The sequence below is a fragment of the Kocuria marina genome (assembly GCA_014652975.1).
GTDB classification, from domain to species: Bacteria; Actinomycetota; Actinomycetes; order Actinomycetales; family Micrococcaceae; genus Kocuria; species Kocuria marina.
Genome location: BMZV01000001.1, coordinates 1,046,463 through 1,065,503, shown reverse-complemented (window position 1 = coordinate 1,065,503; position 19,041 = coordinate 1,046,463). Strand labels below are relative to the sequence as shown.

At 69.2% G+C, this 19,041-nt stretch carries 19 protein-coding genes; 7 read left to right on the top strand and 12 right to left on the bottom strand.

Going from position 1 to position 19,041, the window contains the following annotated elements; translation table 11 throughout:
• Window positions 1-3: 3 nt before the first annotated feature.
• From IE157_RS04970 to IE157_RS13075, 9 genes are all read right to left on the bottom strand, one after another.
• The gene (locus tag IE157_RS04970; RefSeq protein ID WP_064847109.1) at window positions 4-570 is read right to left on the bottom strand and encodes a DUF3817 domain-containing protein; all 567 of its coding nucleotides are present in this window, start codon (window positions 568-570) and stop codon (window positions 4-6) included.
• Window positions 567-1,646 (bottom strand): hemolysin family protein, encoded by a 1,080-nt coding sequence (locus IE157_RS04965; protein WP_193519274.1) that lies wholly within the window; start codon window positions 1,644-1,646, stop codon window positions 567-569. Before IE157_RS04965 ends, IE157_RS04970 begins: the two co-directional genes overlap by 4 nt.
• On the bottom strand, window positions 1,643-3,190 hold the full coding sequence (locus tag IE157_RS04960; RefSeq protein ID WP_193519273.1) for a hemolysin family protein: 1,548 nt from the start codon (window positions 3,188-3,190) through the stop codon (window positions 1,643-1,645). Before IE157_RS04960 ends, IE157_RS04965 begins: the two co-directional genes overlap by 4 nt.
• 272 nt (window positions 3,191-3,462) lie before the next feature.
• Complete coding sequence (locus tag IE157_RS04955) at window positions 3,463-4,875, bottom strand: TIGR01777 family oxidoreductase (RefSeq protein ID WP_193519272.1); 1,413 nt, start codon at window positions 4,873-4,875, stop codon at window positions 3,463-3,465.
• Window positions 4,876-4,917: 42 nt separating this feature from the next.
• Window positions 4,918-6,045, bottom strand: a complete 1,128-nt coding sequence (locus IE157_RS04950) for a Gfo/Idh/MocA family protein (protein WP_193519271.1) — start codon at window positions 6,043-6,045, stop codon at window positions 4,918-4,920.
• Window positions 6,046-6,184: 139 nt separating this feature from the next.
• Window positions 6,185-6,982 (bottom strand): carbon-nitrogen hydrolase family protein, encoded by a 798-nt coding sequence (locus IE157_RS04945; RefSeq protein ID WP_193519270.1) that lies wholly within the window; start codon window positions 6,980-6,982, stop codon window positions 6,185-6,187.
• A gap of 135 nt (window positions 6,983-7,117) precedes the next feature.
• Complete coding sequence (locus IE157_RS04940) at window positions 7,118-7,510, bottom strand: DoxX family protein (RefSeq protein ID WP_085106837.1); 393 nt, start codon at window positions 7,508-7,510, stop codon at window positions 7,118-7,120.
• Between the two features lie 223 nt (window positions 7,511-7,733).
• Entirely contained in the window at window positions 7,734-8,288 is a 555-nt protein-coding gene (locus IE157_RS04935; protein WP_193519269.1) for an aromatic-ring hydroxylase C-terminal domain-containing protein, read from the bottom strand.
• 65 nt (window positions 8,289-8,353) lie between these two features.
• Window positions 8,354-10,387 carry a maleylacetate reductase and hydroxyquinol 1,2-dioxygenase domain-containing protein gene (locus IE157_RS13075; RefSeq protein WP_404820581.1) on the bottom strand — a complete coding sequence of 678 codons (2,034 nt, stop codon included), beginning with the start codon at window positions 10,385-10,387 and terminating at the stop codon, window positions 8,354-8,356.
• Between the two features lie 104 nt (window positions 10,388-10,491).
• Between IE157_RS13075 and IE157_RS04920 the strand changes: the two genes are divergently transcribed.
• From IE157_RS04920 to IE157_RS04890, 7 genes are all read left to right on the top strand, one after another.
• Entirely contained in the window at window positions 10,492-11,457 is a 966-nt protein-coding gene (locus tag IE157_RS04920; protein WP_193519268.1) for a LysR family transcriptional regulator, read from the top strand.
• Window positions 11,458-11,597: 140 nt separating this feature from the next.
• Window positions 11,598-12,413: a sulfurtransferase gene (locus IE157_RS04915; protein WP_193519267.1), complete on the top strand. Its 816-nt coding sequence runs from the start codon at window positions 11,598-11,600 to the stop codon at window positions 12,411-12,413.
• A 94-nt stretch (window positions 12,414-12,507) separates the two neighbouring features.
• Window positions 12,508-13,185 (top strand): hypothetical protein, encoded by a 678-nt coding sequence (locus IE157_RS04910; RefSeq protein WP_193519266.1) that lies wholly within the window; start codon window positions 12,508-12,510, stop codon window positions 13,183-13,185.
• A gap of 57 nt (window positions 13,186-13,242) precedes the next feature.
• Entirely contained in the window at window positions 13,243-13,572 is a 330-nt protein-coding gene (locus IE157_RS04905; RefSeq protein ID WP_193519351.1) for an AbgT family transporter, read from the top strand.
• Window positions 13,573-13,574: 2 nt separating this feature from the next.
• Complete coding sequence (locus IE157_RS04900; RefSeq protein WP_193519265.1) at window positions 13,575-13,910, top strand: AbgT family transporter; 336 nt, start codon at window positions 13,575-13,577, stop codon at window positions 13,908-13,910.
• Window positions 13,911-14,124: 214 nt separating this feature from the next.
• Window positions 14,125-14,898 carry a hypothetical protein gene (locus IE157_RS04895; RefSeq protein WP_193519264.1) on the top strand — a complete coding sequence of 258 codons (774 nt, stop codon included), beginning with the start codon at window positions 14,125-14,127 and terminating at the stop codon, window positions 14,896-14,898.
• Window positions 14,899-15,149: 251 nt separating this feature from the next.
• Window positions 15,150-15,998 (top strand): hypothetical protein, encoded by an 849-nt coding sequence (locus IE157_RS04890; RefSeq protein ID WP_193519263.1) that lies wholly within the window; start codon window positions 15,150-15,152, stop codon window positions 15,996-15,998.
• A gap of 229 nt (window positions 15,999-16,227) precedes the next feature.
• Here the strand turns inward: IE157_RS04890 and IE157_RS04885 are convergent, their stop codons facing one another.
• From IE157_RS04885 to hpaD, 3 genes are all read right to left on the bottom strand, one after another.
• On the bottom strand, window positions 16,228-16,935 hold the full coding sequence (locus IE157_RS04885; RefSeq protein WP_231885629.1) for an aldolase/citrate lyase family protein: 708 nt from the start codon (window positions 16,933-16,935) through the stop codon (window positions 16,228-16,230).
• A 110-nt stretch (window positions 16,936-17,045) separates the two neighbouring features.
• Window positions 17,046-17,831, bottom strand: coding sequence for a 2-oxo-hept-4-ene-1,7-dioate hydratase (hpaH, locus tag IE157_RS04880; protein WP_193519262.1), 786 nt, complete (start codon window positions 17,829-17,831; stop codon window positions 17,046-17,048).
• 36 nt (window positions 17,832-17,867) lie between these two features.
• Window positions 17,868-19,034 (bottom strand): 3,4-dihydroxyphenylacetate 2,3-dioxygenase, encoded by a 1,167-nt coding sequence (hpaD, locus tag IE157_RS04875; RefSeq protein ID WP_193519261.1) that lies wholly within the window; start codon window positions 19,032-19,034, stop codon window positions 17,868-17,870.
• Window positions 19,035-19,041: the final 7 nt, after the last annotated feature.

The window sequence follows — 19,041 nt, the reverse complement described above, 5'->3', positions numbered from 1 at the left end:
CCCTCAGGAGAACCACTCGGTGGGCGGGCCCGCGGTGAGCAGCACCGAGAACAGCGCCACCACGAACACCAGCAGGGCCAGGGCGGAGAGCACGGGCCACCGCAGGATGACCGCGAGCAGCCGCTCCGCGGGAGTGCGGGCGGGCTCACGCAGCCCGCTCGGGACCCCGCCAGGGGTGGCGGAGGTGGCGCGGGCGTCGTCGTCCCCCGCAACCCGTCCGTCCGACGTGGTGCCGGCCCCGGTGCGCGCGTGACCCGCGGGGGCCACGCGCCACTCGTCCGCGAGCAGGCCCTTGCGCTCCACGTGCCGCTCGAACGGCACCGTGGCGAACGGGACCACGGAGAGCACGAGGCCCAGCACGCCCGTGGCGGCCGGCCAGCGCCGGTCCGTCCAGACCACCACGGTGGAGACGCAGTAGCTCAGGAACACGAACCCGTGGATCCCCCCGGCCAGGCGCACGGGGAGGTCACCGGCACCAAATCCGTACTTGGCGATCATGCCCAGGATCAGCAGCGCCCACGTGACGGCCTCGGCGGTCGCGGCGATCCGGTACAGCTTCCGCGGGCTCATGCGGCGGGGTCCTGATCGGCTTTGGAGGTGGCGTCGCGGACCTCGCCCACAAGCTCCTCCAGCACGTCCTCGAGCGCCACGATGTACACGGACTCGTCCGTGGTGCGCGAGTCCCGGGCCACCTGGCCCAGCAGCGCGAAGTGCGCGCCGTTGGCCTGCATGGTGCGGGTGACCTTGCGCAGCTTGTCCTCCGGGGCCACGCGCGCGAAGCGGCGGATGATGGCCGCGGGGATCGGTTGCTCCCGAGCGGTCTCCGGCAACCCCAGCACGTCCTTCGTGTGGACGTAGCCCATGAGCCGCTCGTTCACGTCCCGCACGGGGAAGCGCGAGAAGCCCGTCTCCGCACACAACTGCTCGACCCCGGCCACAGTGATGTCGGACGGGGCGGTGCGCATGCCCGCGAGGGGCAGGGCGACGTCGCCGGCCGTCTTGTTCTCGAAGTTCAGCGCGCCCGTGAGCAATCGGATCTCGTCGGTGTCGAGCAGGCCCTCACGGCCGGACTCGGCCACGAAACCGCGGACGTCATCGGACGTAAAGGCCGAGGCGACCTCGTCCTTGGGCTCCACCTTGAACAGCCAGCGCACCAGGTGGTTGGCCGTCTCGTTCATGACCCAGATGGTGGGGCGGAAGACCACCACGAAGCCGTGCAGCACGGGGCCGAGCACCTGGGCTACGCGGCTGGGGATCGCGATGGCGATGTTCTTGGGCACCATCTCGCCCAGGACCATGTGCAGGAAGGTCACGATCAGCAGCGCGATCGCCAGGGCGATCGGGTGCAGCAGAGCGGACGGCACGCCCGCGGCCTCGAGGGGCACCTCAATAAGGTGTGCGATCGCGGGTTCGCCCACGGCACCGATCAGCAGGGAGCACGCGGTGATCCCCAGCTGGGTGGCGGCCAGGGACACGGACACGTTCTCAATGCCCTTGAGGGCATACTTCGCGGACTTGGATCCGTCCGAGGCGCGGGGTTCGAGCTGGTCGCGGCGGGCCGATACCATCGCGAACTCGCTGGCCACGAAGAAGGCGTTGCCCGCCAGAAGCAGGACCAGGACGATGATGGCGGTACTCGTGGTCATCGCTGCTGCTCCTCACGCGGGTCCTCCACGGACACGTCCTCGTCCCGGTGGAAACCGGCGGCGCCCACACGGTCGCCGTGCGAGACCCGGAATTCCTCCGCGGTCTCGGGGTCGCGGTTCTCACCGCCCAGCGGGTCCGGTCGCCCGGGTGGGCGCCAGGACGTGGACGACGTCGAACCGCCCCGTTCGTCCGGATTGCCGCCTTCGCGGTGCACCATGATGCGGTCTACGCGGTGCTGGTCCATGCGCACCACGGCCAGGTGGATCTGCGCTTTGGTGGGCAGGTCGTCGTCGTCGCGGTGGATGTGGTCGATCGCTTCCAGGGTGAGCTTGTCGCCCACGATGGGCAGCCGGTCCAGTTCCTCGGCGATGAGACCGCCCAGGGTGTCGGACTCCTCGCCCTCGGGCATGTCCACGCGCAGCACGTCGCCCAGTTCGTCCGGGCGCAGCAGTCCGGAGACCACCAGGCCACCGTCGCGGGTGCGGCGGAAGCGCTGCACCCGGGTGTCCTGCTCGTCGTCGATCTCCCCCACGATCTCCTCGATGAGATCCTCCAGGGTCACGATGCCCGCGGTGCCACCGTACTCGTCCACGACCACGGCCAGTTGCAGACCCTTGTTGCGCAGTTGACGCATGAGCGGGTCCAGGGTCATGGATTCGGAGACCACGTCCGCGGGGACGCACACGTCCGCGACGCGCACCACCGCGCGTTCCTCGAACGGAACCGCGAGCGCGTGGGTGTAGTGCACCACGCCCACGATGTCGTCCACCGATTCCCCTGTGACGGGGAACCGGGAGTGACCGGACTCGGACGCGGTGAGCAGCATGTGCTCCACGGTGTCGTCCGCGTCCAGGAAGGTGACTCGGGGGCGGGGACGCATCACGTCCGCGGCTGTGCGGTCACCGAACTCGATGGACCGGGCCACGAGTTCCGCGGTGCCCGCGTCCAACGTGCCCTCACGCCCGGAGCGGCTCACCACGGACGCGAGTTCCTCCGCGGTGCGCGCGTTGGCCACTTCCTCCGTGGGCGTGAAACCGAGCATGCGCAGCACCGCGTTCGCGGAGCTGTTGAGCATGGTGACGAGCCAGCCGAAGACCACCATGAAGATCTTCTGCGGCAGCACGACCACGTGGGTGACCCGCAGGGGGTCCGCGATGGCCCAGTTCTTGGGGACGAGTTCACCGAACACCATCTGCGTGAAGGTCGCGACGATGAACGCGGCGGTGGTCGCGATACCCACCGCAGCGGCGTCGGGCACGCCGGTCCACCCGAGACCCTCGCTGAACAGGGTGCCCAGACTGGGACCGGTGAGGAAGCCCGCCAGGAGGCTCGTGACGGTGATGCCCAATTGGGCACCGGAAAGGTTGGTGGAGGTCTTCTTGAGGCTCTGCTCGATGGTCCTGGCGCGCTTGTCGCCTTCGGCCTCCGCGCGCTGGACCGCTTGGCGGTCCACGGTGAGGAACGAGAACTCGACCGCCACGAACAGGGCGTTGGCGAGGACCAGCAGGAGAAAGACGAGGAGGAGCAGCCAGGCAGTCAGCACCAGCTCACCTCAATGCACACCGCATCGGCGCGGGAAGGGAACGGGGAACCGAACGAGCGGATGTCAGGGGAGCAGCGGCGCTGCCCGGGACTGTCCGACTCCTTGTCATCGGCCGAGGGGAGCGCACCGAAGTACGCTGCGGGCCGGTTGTGTTGAGATGTCACGGGAAAAGGATACCGAATCCGCTCCCGGGGAGGAGAGGGACACCGCCCGACCGGTGGAGCTCTGCCCCCGCGGTGTTCCGCGTTCACACCTGAGCGGCGGGCTCAGCCTCAGCGGGTGCGCCCCAGGATGTGCTCGGCGCAGCTGCGCAGGTCCTCGTTGCGGAACCGGTACCCGCTGGCCAGGAGCTTGCCGACGTCCACCCGGTGGCTCGCCGCCACGAGTTCCTCGGTGGCCTGCGCCCCCAGAACGGCCTTGGGACCGGCCAGGGGTGTGGGAACCACCGCGGGGCGGTGCAACACACCGGCCACGGTCTTGGCGAACTCTTTCTGCCGCACGGGTTCGGGGGCGGCCACGTTGAACGGGCCCTCGGCGTCGTCGCTCAGCGCAAGGTGGGCCACGGCGGCGGCCATGTCGTCCAGGCCGATCCAGCTCTGCCACTGCTTCCCGCCGCCCATGGGCCCGGACAGACCGGCCTCCATGAGGGGCAGTTGCGGTTTCAGCAGGCCACCCGTGGGTGAGAGCACCAGACCGGTGCGGACGTTGACCACGCGCATGCCGTACACGGCGGCCCCGTGCGCGGCACGTTCCCACTCCCGGCACACCTCCGCGAGGAAACCGTCCCCGGACGCGGAGTCCTCCGTGAGGATCTCGTCCCCCCGCCCGGTGCCGTAGTAACCGATCGCGGAGGCGACCACCAGCGCGCGCGGGCGCTTCTCGGCCGACACCTGGCCCAGCGCGCGCACGAGCAGGTTGGTGCTGTCCACGCGCGAGCGCATGATCTCGTGCTTCTTCGCGGGCGTGAAACGTGTAGCGATACTTTCGCCGCCCAGGTGGACGACGACGTCGACCCCCTCCAGATCGTGCGGGTTCAGCACCCCTTCGTCCGGGTCCCAGCCGATGACACCCTCACCGGTGGCGCCGCCGCGCTTGAGGCGGAGCACCGTGTGCCCGCCCGTTTCGAGTAGCGCGCACACCTGGGTGCCCACGAGCCCGGAGGAACCGGCCACCGCGATGGTGAGCCGGGGCCCGTCGTGCTGGTCGTGGAAGTCCAGGTCGGCACGCAGTTGGCGTTCCCGGTAGGCGAAGATCCGCTCGAGCTGCGGCGTCATCACGCGCTCACCCAGGTCGTTGAGCTTGCCCGCCCACTCCGGCAGTGGGCGCACGGTGACCTGGTCCCGGACCAGGGTCCCGCCGTTCTCCGTCTCCTCGAAGACGTGCCGGTGCTCCCACTCCCCCAACGGCCCGCTGACCATGCGATCCGTGAAGTACCGCGGCGGATCCCACTCACCGTGTTCGGCTGTCCAGGGCAGGTGCACCATGCCGAACGTCCCGGGCACGGAGATCCCCAGCTTGGCTTCCGAGCCCGGTTCAATCCCGTCCGACGGCGCTTGGCGCACCTGGTCGGGGCCCCCACCGAACGGCGGGGTCAGGCGAGGCAGGGCGCCGGGGCGCTCGTGCCACGCGAAGACCCGCTCCCGGGGTTGGGACAACCGTGTCTCATGGATGTACTGGTGTGTCATGGCAGTGCTGTCCGTTCGTCGAGGGGCCCGAGATGCGGGAGATCAGCCGTTCTGGGGAACCTGGTCCACGAGCTCGTCGTCCTCCGGTTCGTCCGCGGGGGTGACGCGGCGGACCTGCTCGGAGGTCACCGTCCGTTCCCGCTGATAGGGCTCGAGCGTGACGGGGCGGCCGGTCTCGAGCGATTCGAGGACGGCCTCGTTCACGCGCACGTCCAGCATGCCCTCCTCGCCGTCCGGTTCCGGGGCCTCGCCCCGGCGCAGGCAGTCCACGAAGTACTGGGTCTGGCCACCGAACTGTTCCACGGGGTCGTGGGCGAAGCTCTCGGAGGAGCCCTCCTGGGTGAGCGTGTATTCGATGCCCACGCCCGGACCGAAACCGAAGCACGGCTGCGCGCTGATCTCGCCCTTGGTCCCGGCCACGGTGAACTGCTCGGCGGACTCGGAGGCGTAGCTGATGGTGAACTGCGCCACCCGTTCACCCGGGAAGGTGAGGGTCACGGCCACGGTGTCGTCGAAGTTGAACTCGCGGCCCGGGGTGCGGACTCCCTTGGCGTAGACCTCCACGGGTTCGTCGTGGAAGAGGTTGCGGACCATGTTCTGCGGGTAGGTGCCCATGTCGGGGATGGGCCCACCCCAGAAGCCCGAGTGACCGCGGTGGTTCTCCTCCGTGATGTCCTGGGAGAAGGTCGCGGTGAAGAACCGCGGGTCACCGATGACCTGCTGGTCACGGACCTTCTCGATCATCTCCACGGTCGCGGGTTCCTGGTGCAGGCGGTAGGCGACCATGAGGGTGGCCCCGCTCTGCTTCGCGGCATCGGTGATGGCCTGGCAGTCCTCCACGGAGGTGGCCATGGGCTTCTCGAGCAGGGTGTGGATCCCGGCCTTCACCGCGGGTTCCGCGAACTCGCGGTGGCGGAAGACGGGAGTGGCCACGTACACGGCGTCGATGTCACCGGACTCCAGCAGCGCCGGGTACTCCTCGTAGGAGTAGGTGGCCACACCGAATTCCTGACCCAGCACCTCCGCCTTCTCCGGGCTCGAGGTCACCAGTGCCGCGAGCTCCGCGTCCTCGATCCGGGAGAGCCCGGGGATGAACGCCTGCTGGGAGATCTGTCCCACGCCCACCACGGCGAAGCGGACGGGGTGGTTGTTCTGAGTGGCATCAGCCATGATTCTGACCTCCGGACTGCTCGAGTATGACGGTCCACGCCCACAAGGCAGGGGCTTATGACGTGCTACTGCTCACTGTAGGCACGGACCGCGAGCCTTGTCAGCGCTCGTTCACCCACCGCGCACAGCTTCCCGGGTCTCAGAGTTCGCGCGCGTTGCGCAGCACCGGGATGGCCTTGCGCGTCCGCTCCACGAGCTCCGGGTCCAGGTCCACGACCGTGTAGTCCGGGGCGTCTCCCAGCCGCGCCACCACGGAACCGTCCGGCGCGGCCACCAGGCTGTGCCCCACACCGCGCGGCGCCTTGTCCGGGTTCTCCTCCCCCACCGACTCGGGGTTCGCCTGTCCCACGGCCACCACGTACGACGTCGTGTCCAGGGCTCGCGCGCGTGCCAGCAGTTCCCACTGCGCGACCTTGCCCGGCCCGTCCCCCCAGGACGCGCCGAGAACGGTGACCACGGCGCCGTCGTGCGCCAAACGCGTGAACAGACGCGGGAAGCGGATGTCGTAGCACGTGGCGACCCCCACCGTGAGGCCGCCCGCGGAGAAGGTGACCGGTTCGTCGCCGGGGTCCACGGTGTCCGACTCCAGGAAGCCGAAGGCGTCGTACAAGTGGATCTTGGCGTAGCCGCGCACGGTGCCGTCCGGGAGGGCGATCACCGCGGTGTTGCGCACGCGATCACCGTCACCGGGGGTGAACATGCCGGCGACGATCGCGACCGAGTGCTCACGCGCGAGCTCGGAGACCGCCGTGGCCCATGGGCCATCGAGAGGTTCGGCGACGTCCGTGAGGCTGCGACCGAACGCAAACATCGTGGCCTCGGGCAGCACGAGGAGATCCGCGCGGTCCTCCCCCGCGCGGCGCGCGAGCTCGCGGACGCGCTCGAGGTTGTGTTGCGAGTCGTGGGTGCTAAGCAACTGGCCGAGTGCGATACGCATATCAGTCACGGTAGCCGGGCGGCGCAGGGGTCCGGAAGCGCTGCCGGGGCGCAGGGGCCGTCTCCGCGCGGATGTCGACGGCGCGTCTCACGCGGAACCACCCGGCCACCCGCGGGTGCGGGGCGGCCCCGGGAGCTATGCGTTCTTGGCGATCTTGACCGCGCTCATGATCATGGGGATCTGCAGCGGGAGGCGGCCGAGGGAGATCGCCTGCTTCGCGGCGGACGCGTGGCGCCAGTCCCACGCCATCTTGAAGTTGCCGGGCCACACGCCCACGAACAGGGCGGCCGCGGCCACCCCGCCGGCCTTGCGTGTGGCGGGGATGAGCAGCAGCGCGGCGGTCCCGAGTTCCGCGAATCCTGAGCCGATGGACCACTGCCGGGCGGTGCCGGGCAGCTGTTCGGGGATCAGGTGGTCGAACGGTTCCGGTTTCACGAGGTGCAAGGTCCCCATCCCCGTGAGTGCCAATCCGGTGAACAGCGCGGCGCGGTGGGCCCTGCGGCGGGCGGTCATCAGTTTTTTGGTCATGCTCCACGGTACCCGGGAGTGGACTCCCCGGAGCGGCGGTAGGACGGGCCCACCCCTCACCGCAGTCGATGAGGTACTGCGAACCGTTCACGGTGAGCAGCGTGGAGATGCCCACCCGGTCGGAGCCGTCCCGCGCACGGCGGCCCACCGGAGGTCCCCAGCAGGGTCACGCGCGTGGCGTAACGGGAGGCGTCCTCCCGACTCAGTGGCCGCGGTGCGACGTTCATGCCCGGGCCCCCTGCTGAGAAGCGTCCCGCGTTCCCTGCTCGGAAGCGCCCCTGGAGTCCTGCTCGGAAGCGTCGCGAGCACTCACGGAGCTCCGGCCGCCCTGAAGCGCACCCTCCCCGCTGCCCAACACCGCGCGCAGCGTCTCGGTCAGCGTGGCCGCGGGATCCTCGACCATCCCGTGCGAACGGTAGGCCACGTGGTTGTCGGGGCGCACGAGCACCATGCCGTCGTCCGCGACCTCGCGCAGTCCGGCCCAGTCACCGTATAGGTCCTCGTACTCCTGCTCCGGCCCGATCACGTGGGCCGTGAGCGGGATGCCGAGCTCCTCGGCCACCCGTTTGGCGGCGTCCGCCCACTTGGCGCCGTTGATCCCGGTGAGCACCGTGAACCGGCCGTGCCCGCAGATGTCGTGCGTGGACACGGTGGGTTCCCGCGGGTCGGCGAGCCCGAGCCACGCGTGGGGCAGCCGCGAGCCGGGGCGCGTCGTCGGACGGTAGTACAGCTCGGCGTCCCGCTCGTCCACGGGCAGCTCGGTGCCGTCCGCGACCACAGCGGAGGACGATCCGGCGGCGCCGTGACGGCACGGCGCTCGCGGTGGAGGGGAAAGGGGTGGGCTCAGACGTCCTCGGGGGCGAGCACCACGTCGAAGCGGGTGCTGGCCCAGCTCTCGTCCAGGCGGCGACCGTCCGGGGTGGGCTCGTTCGCGTCATGGGTCTCGAACGTCTTGATCAGGGAGTCCTTGACGCCGAACACCGAGTCGCCGGCCTCGAGTTGCGGATCCCCCTCCACGAAGATGTGGGTCACGAGCGTGCGCCGCCCCGGGGCCGAGACCATGAAGTGCAGGTGCGCGGCGCGGTACGGCGAGCGCCCGGTGCTCTGCAGCATCTTGCCCACGGGCCCGTCGTGCGGGATGGGGTACGGGGTGGGTGTGAGGCCCCAGAAGCGGAACGTCCCATCGTTGTCGGATTCGAGCCATGCGCGGCCGTAGACCCGGCCGTCGGTGTGCTGGACGTCGTACAGACCCTCGTCGTCCGCCTCCCACACCTCGATGCGCGCACCCGCCACGGGGTTGTCGTCCGTGTCCTTGACGGTTCCCTCGACCCAGCACGGCTGGCCCGGGGCACCCCCGGCGATGTCTTCGCCCTGGTCGATACGCGGGGCGTCCTGGGCGAAGAACGGGCCGAACACGGTGGCTTCCGTGGCATCCTCGTAGGCCTGGTTGTTCACGGCGATGGTCTGCATGGAGATGCCCAGCACGTCCGAGAGCAGCACGAATTCCTGACGGGTGTCCGTGGTGATGTTCCCCGCGTCCGTGAGGAACTTGATCGCGGCGTTCCACTCGTCCTCGGTCAGCCGGGTCTCGCGCACGACGGCGTGGGCGTGGGTCACGACGCTGCGCAGCACCTCCGCGAGGCGCGGGTCGGGGGACTCGTCGAAAGACGCCAGGACCTGTTCGGTGAGTTGCGCTTCGCGCTGGCACTGCTCCTCACTCTCGGTGCTGTCGGACGCGTCACCGGTCGCGGCCGTGACCACCGAGGGGTTCTCCCCCTGCAGGGCCGCGCGCAACAGCACGGTGAGGTTCTCGGTCGTGGGCGTGACCGGGTTGGACTCCGGGATGGCCTGGAGCGAGCGCTCCACGGCCTCGGTAACGTCCTCCTCGGTGAAGCCGACGTCGGACAGCGCCCGGGGTGCGTCCAGGTCCTTCCGCAGTGCGGCCAGTGCGTCGTTGGCGGCCCGGGCCTCCCCACCGGCCACGGTGCCCTCGTACCCGAGCGCGGCGGCGAGACGGCCGGCGAGTTCCGGGACGGCCGGGGCGTTGAACGCCAGGACGTACGGCAGCACGGTCGCGTGGGTCTCGGCGTGGGGCAGGTTGAACGTCCCCCCGAGCACGTGCGCGATCTTGTGGTGGATCCCCGAGCCCGCGGACGCGAACGACAGCGCGGAGAGGTAGCAGCCGTAGAGCGCCTGCTCACGGGCGTGCATGTCCTCGGGGTCCTTGACGATCCCCCGCAGGGCGATCGCGAGTGCCCGCGCACCCTCGAGCGCATGCGCTTGGTTGATGGGATCGGCCTTGGGCGCCCACAGCGAGTCCACGCAGTGCGCGAGTCCGTTGAGCCCGGACGCGACCGACAGGCCCACGGGCAGGGAACGCGAGAGTTCGGCGTCGTAGATCACAGCCTCGGGCAGCACCTTGGGGTCCAGGCCGGTGGACTTGGTGCGGTCCTCCGTCATACCCCACATGCTGGTGGCCTCGGAGCCCGCGTAGGTCGTGGGCACGGCCAGGAGGGGCAGCCCGGACGTCAGTGCGATGGCCTTGCCCAGCCCCGTGGTGGAGCCGCCGCCCACGGTGACGAGCGCGTCCACGTCCGCCTCGCGTGCGGCGTCCCGCGCGCGCTCGGCGAGTTCCACGGGGACGTGCTGGACGACGTCGTTCCACGTCAGGGCGGGCTGCGCACGCTCGGCGACCTGCCGGACCAGCTCCGCTTCGTGCTCCCCCGCGATGATCATGGGGCGCGTGGCGCCGAGGCGGTCGAGTTCGGCCACGAGGTGTTCGGCGGCCTTGCCCGAGCCGAACAGGACACGTTGTCCCAGGGTCGTGTGCTCGAAGACCATCGGCCGGGGCGCTGAGTCGGAACGCTGGATGGACATGGGAGACCTGCCTTGACTGGATGATCCTGATGTCCTTCCAGTGTGGTGCACACCATATCCATAGATCCAATACAATTTTTTCTGGGCAGACATAAGGAAACATTATGAATACGCGCCAGCTCACGTACTTCCTCGCGGTCGTGGACCACCAGGGCTTCACTGCCGCGTCCACGGCCCTGCGGATCACGCAACCGGCTCTGAGCAACACCGTGAAGCAACTTGAGAAGGAATGCGGCGTGCCGCTGCTGCACCGCGGCGCACGCGGCACCCGGCCCACCGAGGCCGGCAAACAACTCGCCACGGACGCCCGGCGCATCCTGCACGACCTCGCGTCCACCACAGCGCGCATGCGGTCGATCGCCCAGGGTCGGCGGGGTCAGGTCACGCTGTCCGTGGCACCCGCGTTCGAGTGGTGGCACCTGCCGCACGCGCTGAACATCCTGGAGAGCGCGGCCCCGGACATCGACATCGACCTGCGGGACCCCTCCCCGGACATCACACTGCGCACGTTGCACGAGGGCGTGATCGATCTGGGGGTCGTCCTGACCTCGGACGTCTCCGCCCTGCGGCGGATCCACGGCGCGGACCTCTCCCTGGAACCCCTGCTGACCATGCCGCTCGTGGTGCTGTTGCCGCGCAGCATGGACACCCTGCCGCCTTATGTCTCCTTGGCGGACCTGGCGTCCGAGACGTGGCTCGTGCCCGCCCGCTACCCGGGACTGTCCGGGCTGCCGGAGTTACTGGCCAACGTGTGGCGCGAACGCCCCACGACCCGCCCGGCGGCCGTCACGGAGGTGTCCACGCTGCAAACATGTGTCCCGCTCGTGGCGGCCGGGCGCGGGGTGGCGCTCGTGCCCGAGCAGGTGCGGGAGATCATGGGCGCCAAATGCGTGATCCGGAAGGTGCGGGAGAGCGTGGCGCAACAAACCGCCGTCGTCGGCTGGCGCACGCAGCAACCGCTGTCCCCCGCCGCCCTGCGCGTCAAGGACGTCCTGTTGGACCCCGCCACGTGGGCGCGACCCGGGGACGCCGTGGGTCCGGATCCCGCGCTCGAGCAGGAACAGAGCTGATGACCACCTCCTGCCATAACCGGCGCTTATCGGTCATCCCGCGTTCCTCGTGAAGCGACGCACGTACCGGGCCTAGGCTGGGAGACAGCACGCGGCGTCGTCGTCGGAGGACGTCGTCGCAGGAAGTGGGGGAGACGGTCATGGACCCGTTCGTATCACCCGATTGGCTCGCCGAGCACCGCGAGGACGTGGTGCTCGCGGACGCCCGCATGTACCTGGACGGACGCAGCGCGGGGGCCGCCTACCTGCAGGGACACCTGCCCGGCGCGGTGTTCGTGGACGTGGCCACCGCGCTCGCGGCCCCGGCCTCCCCGGAGAGGGGTCGGCACCCGCTGCCCACCCCCGAGGATTTCGCCGCGGCGATGTCCCGGGCGGGTATCGGCGACGACACTACGGTGGTCGCGTACGACGACGTCGGCAACGTCATGGCCGCGCGCTTCATCTGGATGCTGCGCACCACGGGCCACCGCGCCGCGCTGCTCGACGGCGGCCTGTCTGCCGCAGGCTCCGGCGAGCTGGAACGACGCCGCACGGTCCTCCCCGAGGCACGTTTCACCCCGGTGCCGTGGCCGCGCGACGCGCTCGCGAGCATCGACGAGGCGGTCCACGGCCCGCTGGTCGTGGACGCGCGCGACCGCACACGGTTCGCGGGGAACACCCCCGATCCCGTGGATCCGCGCTCCGGCCACATCCCGGGCGCCGTGAACGTCCCGTGCCGTGAGCACCTGACCGAGCGACAGACCCTGCAACCGGTGGAGCAGTTGCGGGAGCGATTCGAGCGCGCGGGGGTCACGGACGCGCACCACATGATCTCCTATTGCGGCTCCGGTGTGACGGCGTGCCACAACCTCCTCGTGGCCGAGCACGCGGGACTCGGCACGGGACGGCTGTTCCCCGGGAGCTGGTCCCAGTACTCCCACACGGACCGCCCCGTGGAGACGTCCCCTCAGGGCTGAACCATCCATCACGGTACTTACGGTTTCCCCACCTCGGTGCCAAGATGGGAAGCACCACAGTGGTTAGCGCCACGGACAGTACAGGAGGCACGTCATGACTCAGCAACCCGAGAACCCGGATCCCATCGCGTCCGCCGGTCAGATCGACGATCCCGACCAGCCCACCACCGTGCAGGGCCACGACGACTCCCGCGCCGGCCGCGACACCCAACCGGATGAGAGTTCCGCGGAAGGGGACCCCGACCAACCCGGCGCGGTCCGTCGCACCAGCGTCCCCCCGGCGGGCGCCACCGATCCGGGCACCGTCGACGGCGCGGTGAACGCGACCGATCGCGGCAGCGTCGTCGAGGAGCGCACCGTCCGTGACGACCGCGACGTCGTGCGTGATGACCACGCCGCGGACCACGGCAAGCCGCCCAAGGCGTTGAAGGAGACCGGCTTCCCCAACGTGGGCGAGGGCACCGTGGACGAGCAGAGCGCACGCGACGTCGATTCGGAAGCGCTGGCCGGAACGCGGAAGTTCCAGCCCAGGCCCGGGGATCCCAACCCGAACATCTCCGCGAACCCCGCCGACCGCCCGGACGTGGACGGCGAGGTCGACGACGAGGGCAACGCCCAGTACCAGCGCTCCGAGGAGATGCCGGACATCGAACCCGTGCGGCACTCGCACATGGTCGAGGACCGTGTCCAGGAGCAGGAACGCGACTACGACCTCGAGACCACCGAGGACGGCGAGCGCTACCTCACACCCAAGGACCTGCCGAACAACTGACGGCGGTCCCCCAAGCGCGCCCGGTCGGACACCCGTTCGACCGGGCGCGACGGCGCACTGCTGCGGTTCCTGAACGGCGTCGAGTGGGTGGGCAACAAGTCGCCGCACCCGTTCTGGCTCTTCGTGATTCTCGCCGGTCTCGTGGCGGTGCTGTCCGCGGGACTCGAGACGGCCGGTGTCACCGCGCAGAACCCCGCGACCGGGGACGCGGAGACCGTCCTGACCCGAATGACCAAGAAGTACCACGCGGAGGAACGCTCCGAGGCGGAGGCCGCACGGGCGGCTGAGGCCGGCGACGGCGAGCACACCGAGACCTTCACGGCCCAGACCCTGACGGTCCTGTCCCGGCGGGAGACCACCGCCCTGTGGGCCGCCGTGGGAAGCTAGCCGTGGGCCTGGCCATCTACTTCACCCTGTTGTTCATCCCCGGCCCACAGTTCCCCGGGGAGGACGGCAGCCCCCTGACCTCGGTGCTGATCAGCGGTGTCGCGGTGCCCATCGGGCTGCTGTTCTTCGTGTGCGATATCGCTTACGGGATCGTGGCCGGGACCATCGACAAGGCCTCGGACGTGCCGCCCATGATGGCGTCCGCGGTCACCCAGGTGGCCCCACTGATCGTGCTCTTCTTCGCGGCCGCCCAGTTCATCGCGTGGTTCGACTGGTCCAACATGGGCACGGTGCTGGCCATCGAGACCGCCGGGGTGCTCGGCTCCACCACACGCTGACGCCGCAATGTTCACGGACACTTCGCTCGTTGTCCCCCAAAAGGGACAGTGTTGTCCCCTTAAGAGTTCGACGTCGCCGTGAACCGCGTTCTCCCAGGTCATCGTGGGATTACGCGGGGACGGAACTGCGTTCTATGAAAATGAAAAATCACGGGTTGATTACAACGCGGATGTGGCATTGCAGCGACCCGGACAAGTTGTCAGCCTGTTTGCTATGGCGAAGACGACATCACCTCGAACATGGATGACCACCCTTGCCCTGGTCGGGGCGTTCGCAGTGACCGGATGCGGGTCCAGCAACGATTCCGGCCCGGGCAACGACGCCGCCGGGGCCACCCAGGGGAGCACGCCGCAGGGTGGGGAGCAGACGAGCACCGACGCGAGCGGCACACAGCCCCAGACCGGTGACTCGCCGTCCGGTGAGGCGCAGTTCGGGACGAGTGCCACTCCGGATGCCGACCACAGCGCGGACGTCTACGAGCTCACGGAGACCTACACGGATCCGGCGAAACTGTTCACGGTGAAGTACCCCAAGTCCTGGAAGGTCCAGAAGGACAACGGGTACCTGAAGTTGACCAGCCCGGACGGGAAGGTCCAGGGCAAGGTGGCATCCACCAAGGTCCGGCCCCCCAAGGGCGATTGGTTCACCCGCCCCACCCACCCCCTGATCGGGGAGGAAACCGGGTTGAGCAAGCAGGTGGGCACCCAGGTGTTCACGTACTCCACCTACGTCCCGGCCCCGCCGCACAGCGAGCGCAGCGATTCGGTCCTGTGGGGGCTCACGGAGTCCGACAGCCAGGGCATCGTGTCCCTCCCGGGCGGGGACAAGCGGGACGAACTGTGGGCGGAGTTCTATTACGCCCCCGTGAACAAGGGGAACCGACCGCTGTCCCAGAGCCAAGGGGTCAAGCTGGTCAATCAGATCAACGAGACGGACGAGGCCGGCACGGTGGACGCGATCCTCAAGTCCATCCGGGCCGTCGACTAGAGACGACCCGCCGGCCGTTCGTCGGGGCGGGGCAAAGAGCGCGGGGAGAGTGGCCGGTGCGGTCATTCCGGTGGGTTGCCGGGATGACCGCACTGGTGTTTTTCGGCGGGTGATCTGAGTGGGCGCGCCGACCCGATCACTCGAGAACACCCCTGCGACATGGGCAAACACTTAGGTGTCCTACATCACAGGTGCATCACACTCTGTTGTTCACTATTGCAAACAACATGGCTCGGATCCACGCTGGTGCCATGACACACAACACAGCCCGCAGCTGGGCCATCACCCTCGGTATCACGTCCGCCCTCGCTCTGACGGGGTGCACCGCGTCGAACGGCGCGGCCACCCCCACGAGCTCCGACACCACCACGCACAGCACCGCACCGCCGCAATCGGGCGGGACGGCGACGTCGCCGGCCGGGTCCGCCGCGCCGTCGGCGACACAGCCCGGGGACTCCGGAACGACCGCACCATCCACGCCCTCGGCGTCGGATGCGAGTTCCGAACCGGTCGGGGCGCCCGGCGCCACCACTGAACCGACCGAGCCCGCACCGGGCGACCAGACAGGTGACACGATCGCCCTGTCCGAGACCTACACCGCGCCGGACGGGGCCTTCAGCATGAAGTACCCCGCCTCGTGGACCGCGAAGACGGATCAGGGGTACTTGGAGCTCACGAGCCCCACGGGTCAGGCGATGGGTCGGATCGCCACCACGGACGTACGACCGCTGCGCGAGGACTGGTTCACGTCCCCCCGCTACACGGTGCCCGGTGAGACCACACAGTTGTCCGAGGACATCGGGGCGCAGGTGAGCACGTACTCCGCGTACCTCCGCAGCGCCAAGGGTCCGGACGAGGACTCCGTGCTCTTCGGCCTCTCACAGGTCAACTCCTCCGGCCTGGTGAGCCTGGCGGGAGGCGAGACGGGTCGCGAGTTGTGGGTCGAGTTCTCCACCGGCCCGGTCAACACGACCGGGAGGTTCGTCACCGATGAGGAACTGGTCGACATCCTGAACACCACGGTCGCCACTCACCCGGACGTCCCCGCCATCCAGGCGATGCTGCACAGCATTTCCATGGACTGGCACGCGACGCACTGAGCCACAAGATTCCAGGCAGTGCCGCGTGCATTCTGGGGTATGCGGAAGCCAGTATCGAAATTCTGGGCACCCTGGAGCCAGTATCCGGCGAGCGAGTGGTTTTGGAGTGCGTAGGAAATCGTGCCTGGCTTTAGCTGCCCCAGAAATCGCCAGTGGCTTCGGAGTGCCTCGAAGTGCGCGGATGGCCCGCCGGGCCCGAGAGCTGCGGCGCGACGCTGGCCCTCGGCGGCTACTTCCGGAACGCCTCCAGCAGGGCCTTGCTGCCGGCGGCGAGCAGAGCGACGTCGGCGCCCACGTTCACGAAGTCCGCGCCCGAAGCGAGGTAGTCCCGCGCCTGGTCCTGGGCGAACGCGTTGACGCCCACGAACTTGCCGGCGGCCTTCACCTCCGGGATCACGTGCTTCACGGCGGCCACGACGTCCGGGTGGGTCTGCTGACCGAGCAGCCCCATGGACGCGGCGAGGTCCGACGGGCCGATGAACACACCGTCCACGCCGTCCACGGCGGCGATCGCGGCGGCGTTCTCCACGGCAGCGGCGGACTCCGCCTGAACGATCAGCGTGATGGTCTCGCGTGCCCGGGTCAGGTACCCGGGGATCCGGTTCCACCGGCCGGAGCGGGCCAGGGCGGAGCCGACGCCGCGCACACCCCCGGGCGGATAGGCCACCGCCCGAGCGGCGGCCTGCGCCTCTTCGACCGAGTCGACCATGGGCACCACGAGCGACTGGGCCCCGAGGTCCAGGTACTGCTTGATGAGCACCTCGCTGTTCTCGGGGACCCGCACGACCCCGAGCGTGGGGTAGGCGGCGATCGCGCGCAGCACGGACTGGATGGTCTCGAGCGACAGCGGCGAGTGCTCGCCGTCGATCAGCAGGTAGTCGAAACCGGCCCCGGCCAGGATCTCCGCGGCGGCGGGATCCCCGGAGGAGTGGAACATCCCGATCACCGGCTGATCGTCAGAGGCGAGCGGGAAGAGGTCCTTGAGGCTCGGCAGCACACCGGGCAGGTTGGGAGCGTCCTCCGCGCGGAACGCGTGGATCAGATCGTTCACTCGAACCGACATGTGATGGCCCCCAGATCTCTGTAATCGGCGTGCACGGCGTCCCCGGGGTGGACCCACATGGGCTTGGTGAAGGAACCGGCCAGCACGATGCTCCCGGCGGGCAGGGTGTCGTCGTGCGCGGCGAGCTTGTTGGCCAGCCACGCCACACCGTTCGCGGGGTGGTTGAGTACGGCCGCGGCCACGCCGGTGTCCTCGAGGCTCTCGTTGCGGTACAGCAGCGCGGAGACCCAGCGCAGGTCCACGGAGTCCGGAGCCACGGGGTTACCGCCGTAGACCATCCCACCCAGGGCCGCGTTGTCCGAGATGGTGTCCACGATCGTGCGGCCCTCCATCTCGATGCGCGAGCTGAGGATCTCCAGCGCCGGGACCACGTACTCGGTCGCGCGCAGGACGTCGAAGATGGTCACGTTCGGCCCGGTCAGCTCGTCCCGGAGCACGAACGCGAGTTCCACCTCGATGCGCACGTTGGAGTACTGGTCATGGCGGATCACGGAGCCGTTCTCGTACACCTGGTCCGCGAAGATCGCCCCGTAGTCCGGTTCGGTGATGCCCGTGGCCTCCTGCATGACCTTGGACGTCAGCCCGATCTTGCGCCCCACCAGCCGACGTCCGGCGGCCTCGCTGCGGCGGCGCCACTCGTTCTGCACCGCGTAGGAGTCCTCCACGGTCATCTCCGGGTACTGCTGCGTGAGCCGCGGAATCATGGTGCGCTCGCGCTCGGCCGCGGCCAGATCGTCCGCGATCTTAGTGATGCGTTCCTTCTCCAGCATGGTGTCTCCCTCGCCTTGGTCGTGGAAGCCGAACGGTCAGAGCTGGTGACCCAGCTTGTACTCGCCCTGCTTCCACTCGGGCATGGACTCCTCGCCCTCGGAGGGGCGGGTGTAGGAGAAGCCGTCCGCGCCGATGGTCGCGGCGAGCTCGGACTCCTCGGTGCGGGCCACGACCTCCTGCGGGTTGCCGTCCAGGTCCAGCACGAGGGAGGCGTCCGTGTACCAGGACGGGACCACGGGGGTGCCCCACCAGTCGCGGCGCTGGTTGTCGTGGACGTCCCACGTGACCACGGGGTTGTCCGGGTCACCCGTGTAGTAGTCCTGCGTGTAGATCTCCCCGCGGTGACCGTCCGGGTCGCGCAAGTACAGGTAGAAGGCGTTGGACACGCCGTGGCGGCCGGGGCCGCGCTCGATCATGTCCGAGCGGCGCAGCGCACCGAGCTTGTCGCAGATCGCCAGGATGTTGTGCTTCTCGTGGGTGGAGAAGGCCACGTGGTGCATCCGGGGACCGTCGCCACCGGTCATGGCGGTGTCGTGCACGGTGGGTTTACGGCGCATCCACGCGGCGTAGACCGTGCCCTCCTCGTCCTGGATGTCCTCGGTCACGCGGAAGCCCAGGTCCTGCATGAACTTGGTAGCGCGGGGGACGTCCGGGGTGACCTGGTTGAAGTGGTCCAGGCGCACCAGGGCACCCGGGGTGTAGAGGTCGTAGCGCCAGGCCAGGCGCTCCACGTGCTCCACGTCGTGGAAGAACTCGTACGGGAAGCCCAGGGGGTCCTCCACGCGCACCGACTCGCCGATGCCCTTGGTGAAGCCCTCCGCGCGGCGTTCCACGCGGCAGCCGAGCTCCTCGTAGAAGGCCACGGCCTTGCCTAGGTCCTCGGGGGTGCGCACACGATAGGAGAACGCGGCCACGGCGGCCACGGGGCCCTGGCGCAGCACCAGGTTGTGGTGGATGAACTCCTCGATCGAACGCAGGTAGATGGTATTCTCGTCCTCCTCCGTGACCGTGAGCCCCAGCACGTCCACGTAGAACTCGCGAGACTTCACGAGGTCCGTGACCACGAGCTCCATGTACGCGCAGCGCAGGATGTCCGGCGCGGGCACGGACGGGGTCGTGATGGGGTTGTCGGTGGTAATCGGAGCTTCCTGCGAAACGTAGAAGCCCGAGGACGTCATTGTCCGATCAGCGGGATTCGTCATGGTGTGT

Bases quoted from the DNA above. Each gene is read 5' to 3' on its own strand.
- IE157_RS04970 (WP_064847109.1), bottom strand. From the start codon at position 570: ATGAGCCCGCGGAAGCTGTACCGGATCGCCGCGACCGCCGAGGCCGTC.
- IE157_RS04965 (WP_193519274.1), bottom strand. From the start codon at position 1,646: ATGACCACGAGTACCGCCATCATCGTCCTGGTCCTGCTTCTGGCGGGC.
- IE157_RS04955 (WP_193519272.1), bottom strand. From the start codon at position 4,875: ATGACACACCAGTACATCCATGAGACACGGTTGTCCCAACCCCGGGAG.
- IE157_RS04950 (WP_193519271.1), bottom strand. From the start codon at position 6,045: ATGGCTGATGCCACTCAGAACAACCACCCCGTCCGCTTCGCCGTGGTG.
- IE157_RS04945 (WP_193519270.1), bottom strand. From the start codon at position 6,982: ATGCGTATCGCACTCGGCCAGTTGCTTAGCACCCACGACTCGCAACAC.
- IE157_RS04940 (WP_085106837.1), bottom strand. From the start codon at position 7,510: ATGACCAAAAAACTGATGACCGCCCGCCGCAGGGCCCACCGCGCCGCG.
- IE157_RS13075 (WP_404820581.1), bottom strand. From the start codon at position 10,387: ATGTCCATCCAGCGTTCCGACTCAGCGCCCCGGCCGATGGTCTTCGAG.
- IE157_RS04920 (WP_193519268.1), top strand. From the start codon at position 10,492: ATGAATACGCGCCAGCTCACGTACTTCCTCGCGGTCGTGGACCACCAG.
- IE157_RS04915 (WP_193519267.1), top strand. From the start codon at position 11,598: ATGGACCCGTTCGTATCACCCGATTGGCTCGCCGAGCACCGCGAGGAC.
- IE157_RS04910 (WP_193519266.1), top strand. From the start codon at position 12,508: ATGACTCAGCAACCCGAGAACCCGGATCCCATCGCGTCCGCCGGTCAG.
- IE157_RS04895 (WP_193519264.1), top strand. From the start codon at position 14,125: ATGGCGAAGACGACATCACCTCGAACATGGATGACCACCCTTGCCCTG.
- IE157_RS04890 (WP_193519263.1), top strand. From the start codon at position 15,150: ATGACACACAACACAGCCCGCAGCTGGGCCATCACCCTCGGTATCACG.
- IE157_RS04885 (WP_231885629.1), bottom strand. From the start codon at position 16,935: ATGTTCCACTCCTCCGGGGATCCCGCCGCCGCGGAGATCCTGGCCGGG.
- hpaH (WP_193519262.1), bottom strand. From the start codon at position 17,831: ATGCTGGAGAAGGAACGCATCACTAAGATCGCGGACGATCTGGCCGCG.
- hpaD (WP_193519261.1), bottom strand. From the start codon at position 19,034: ATGACGAATCCCGCTGATCGGACAATGACGTCCTCGGGCTTCTACGTT.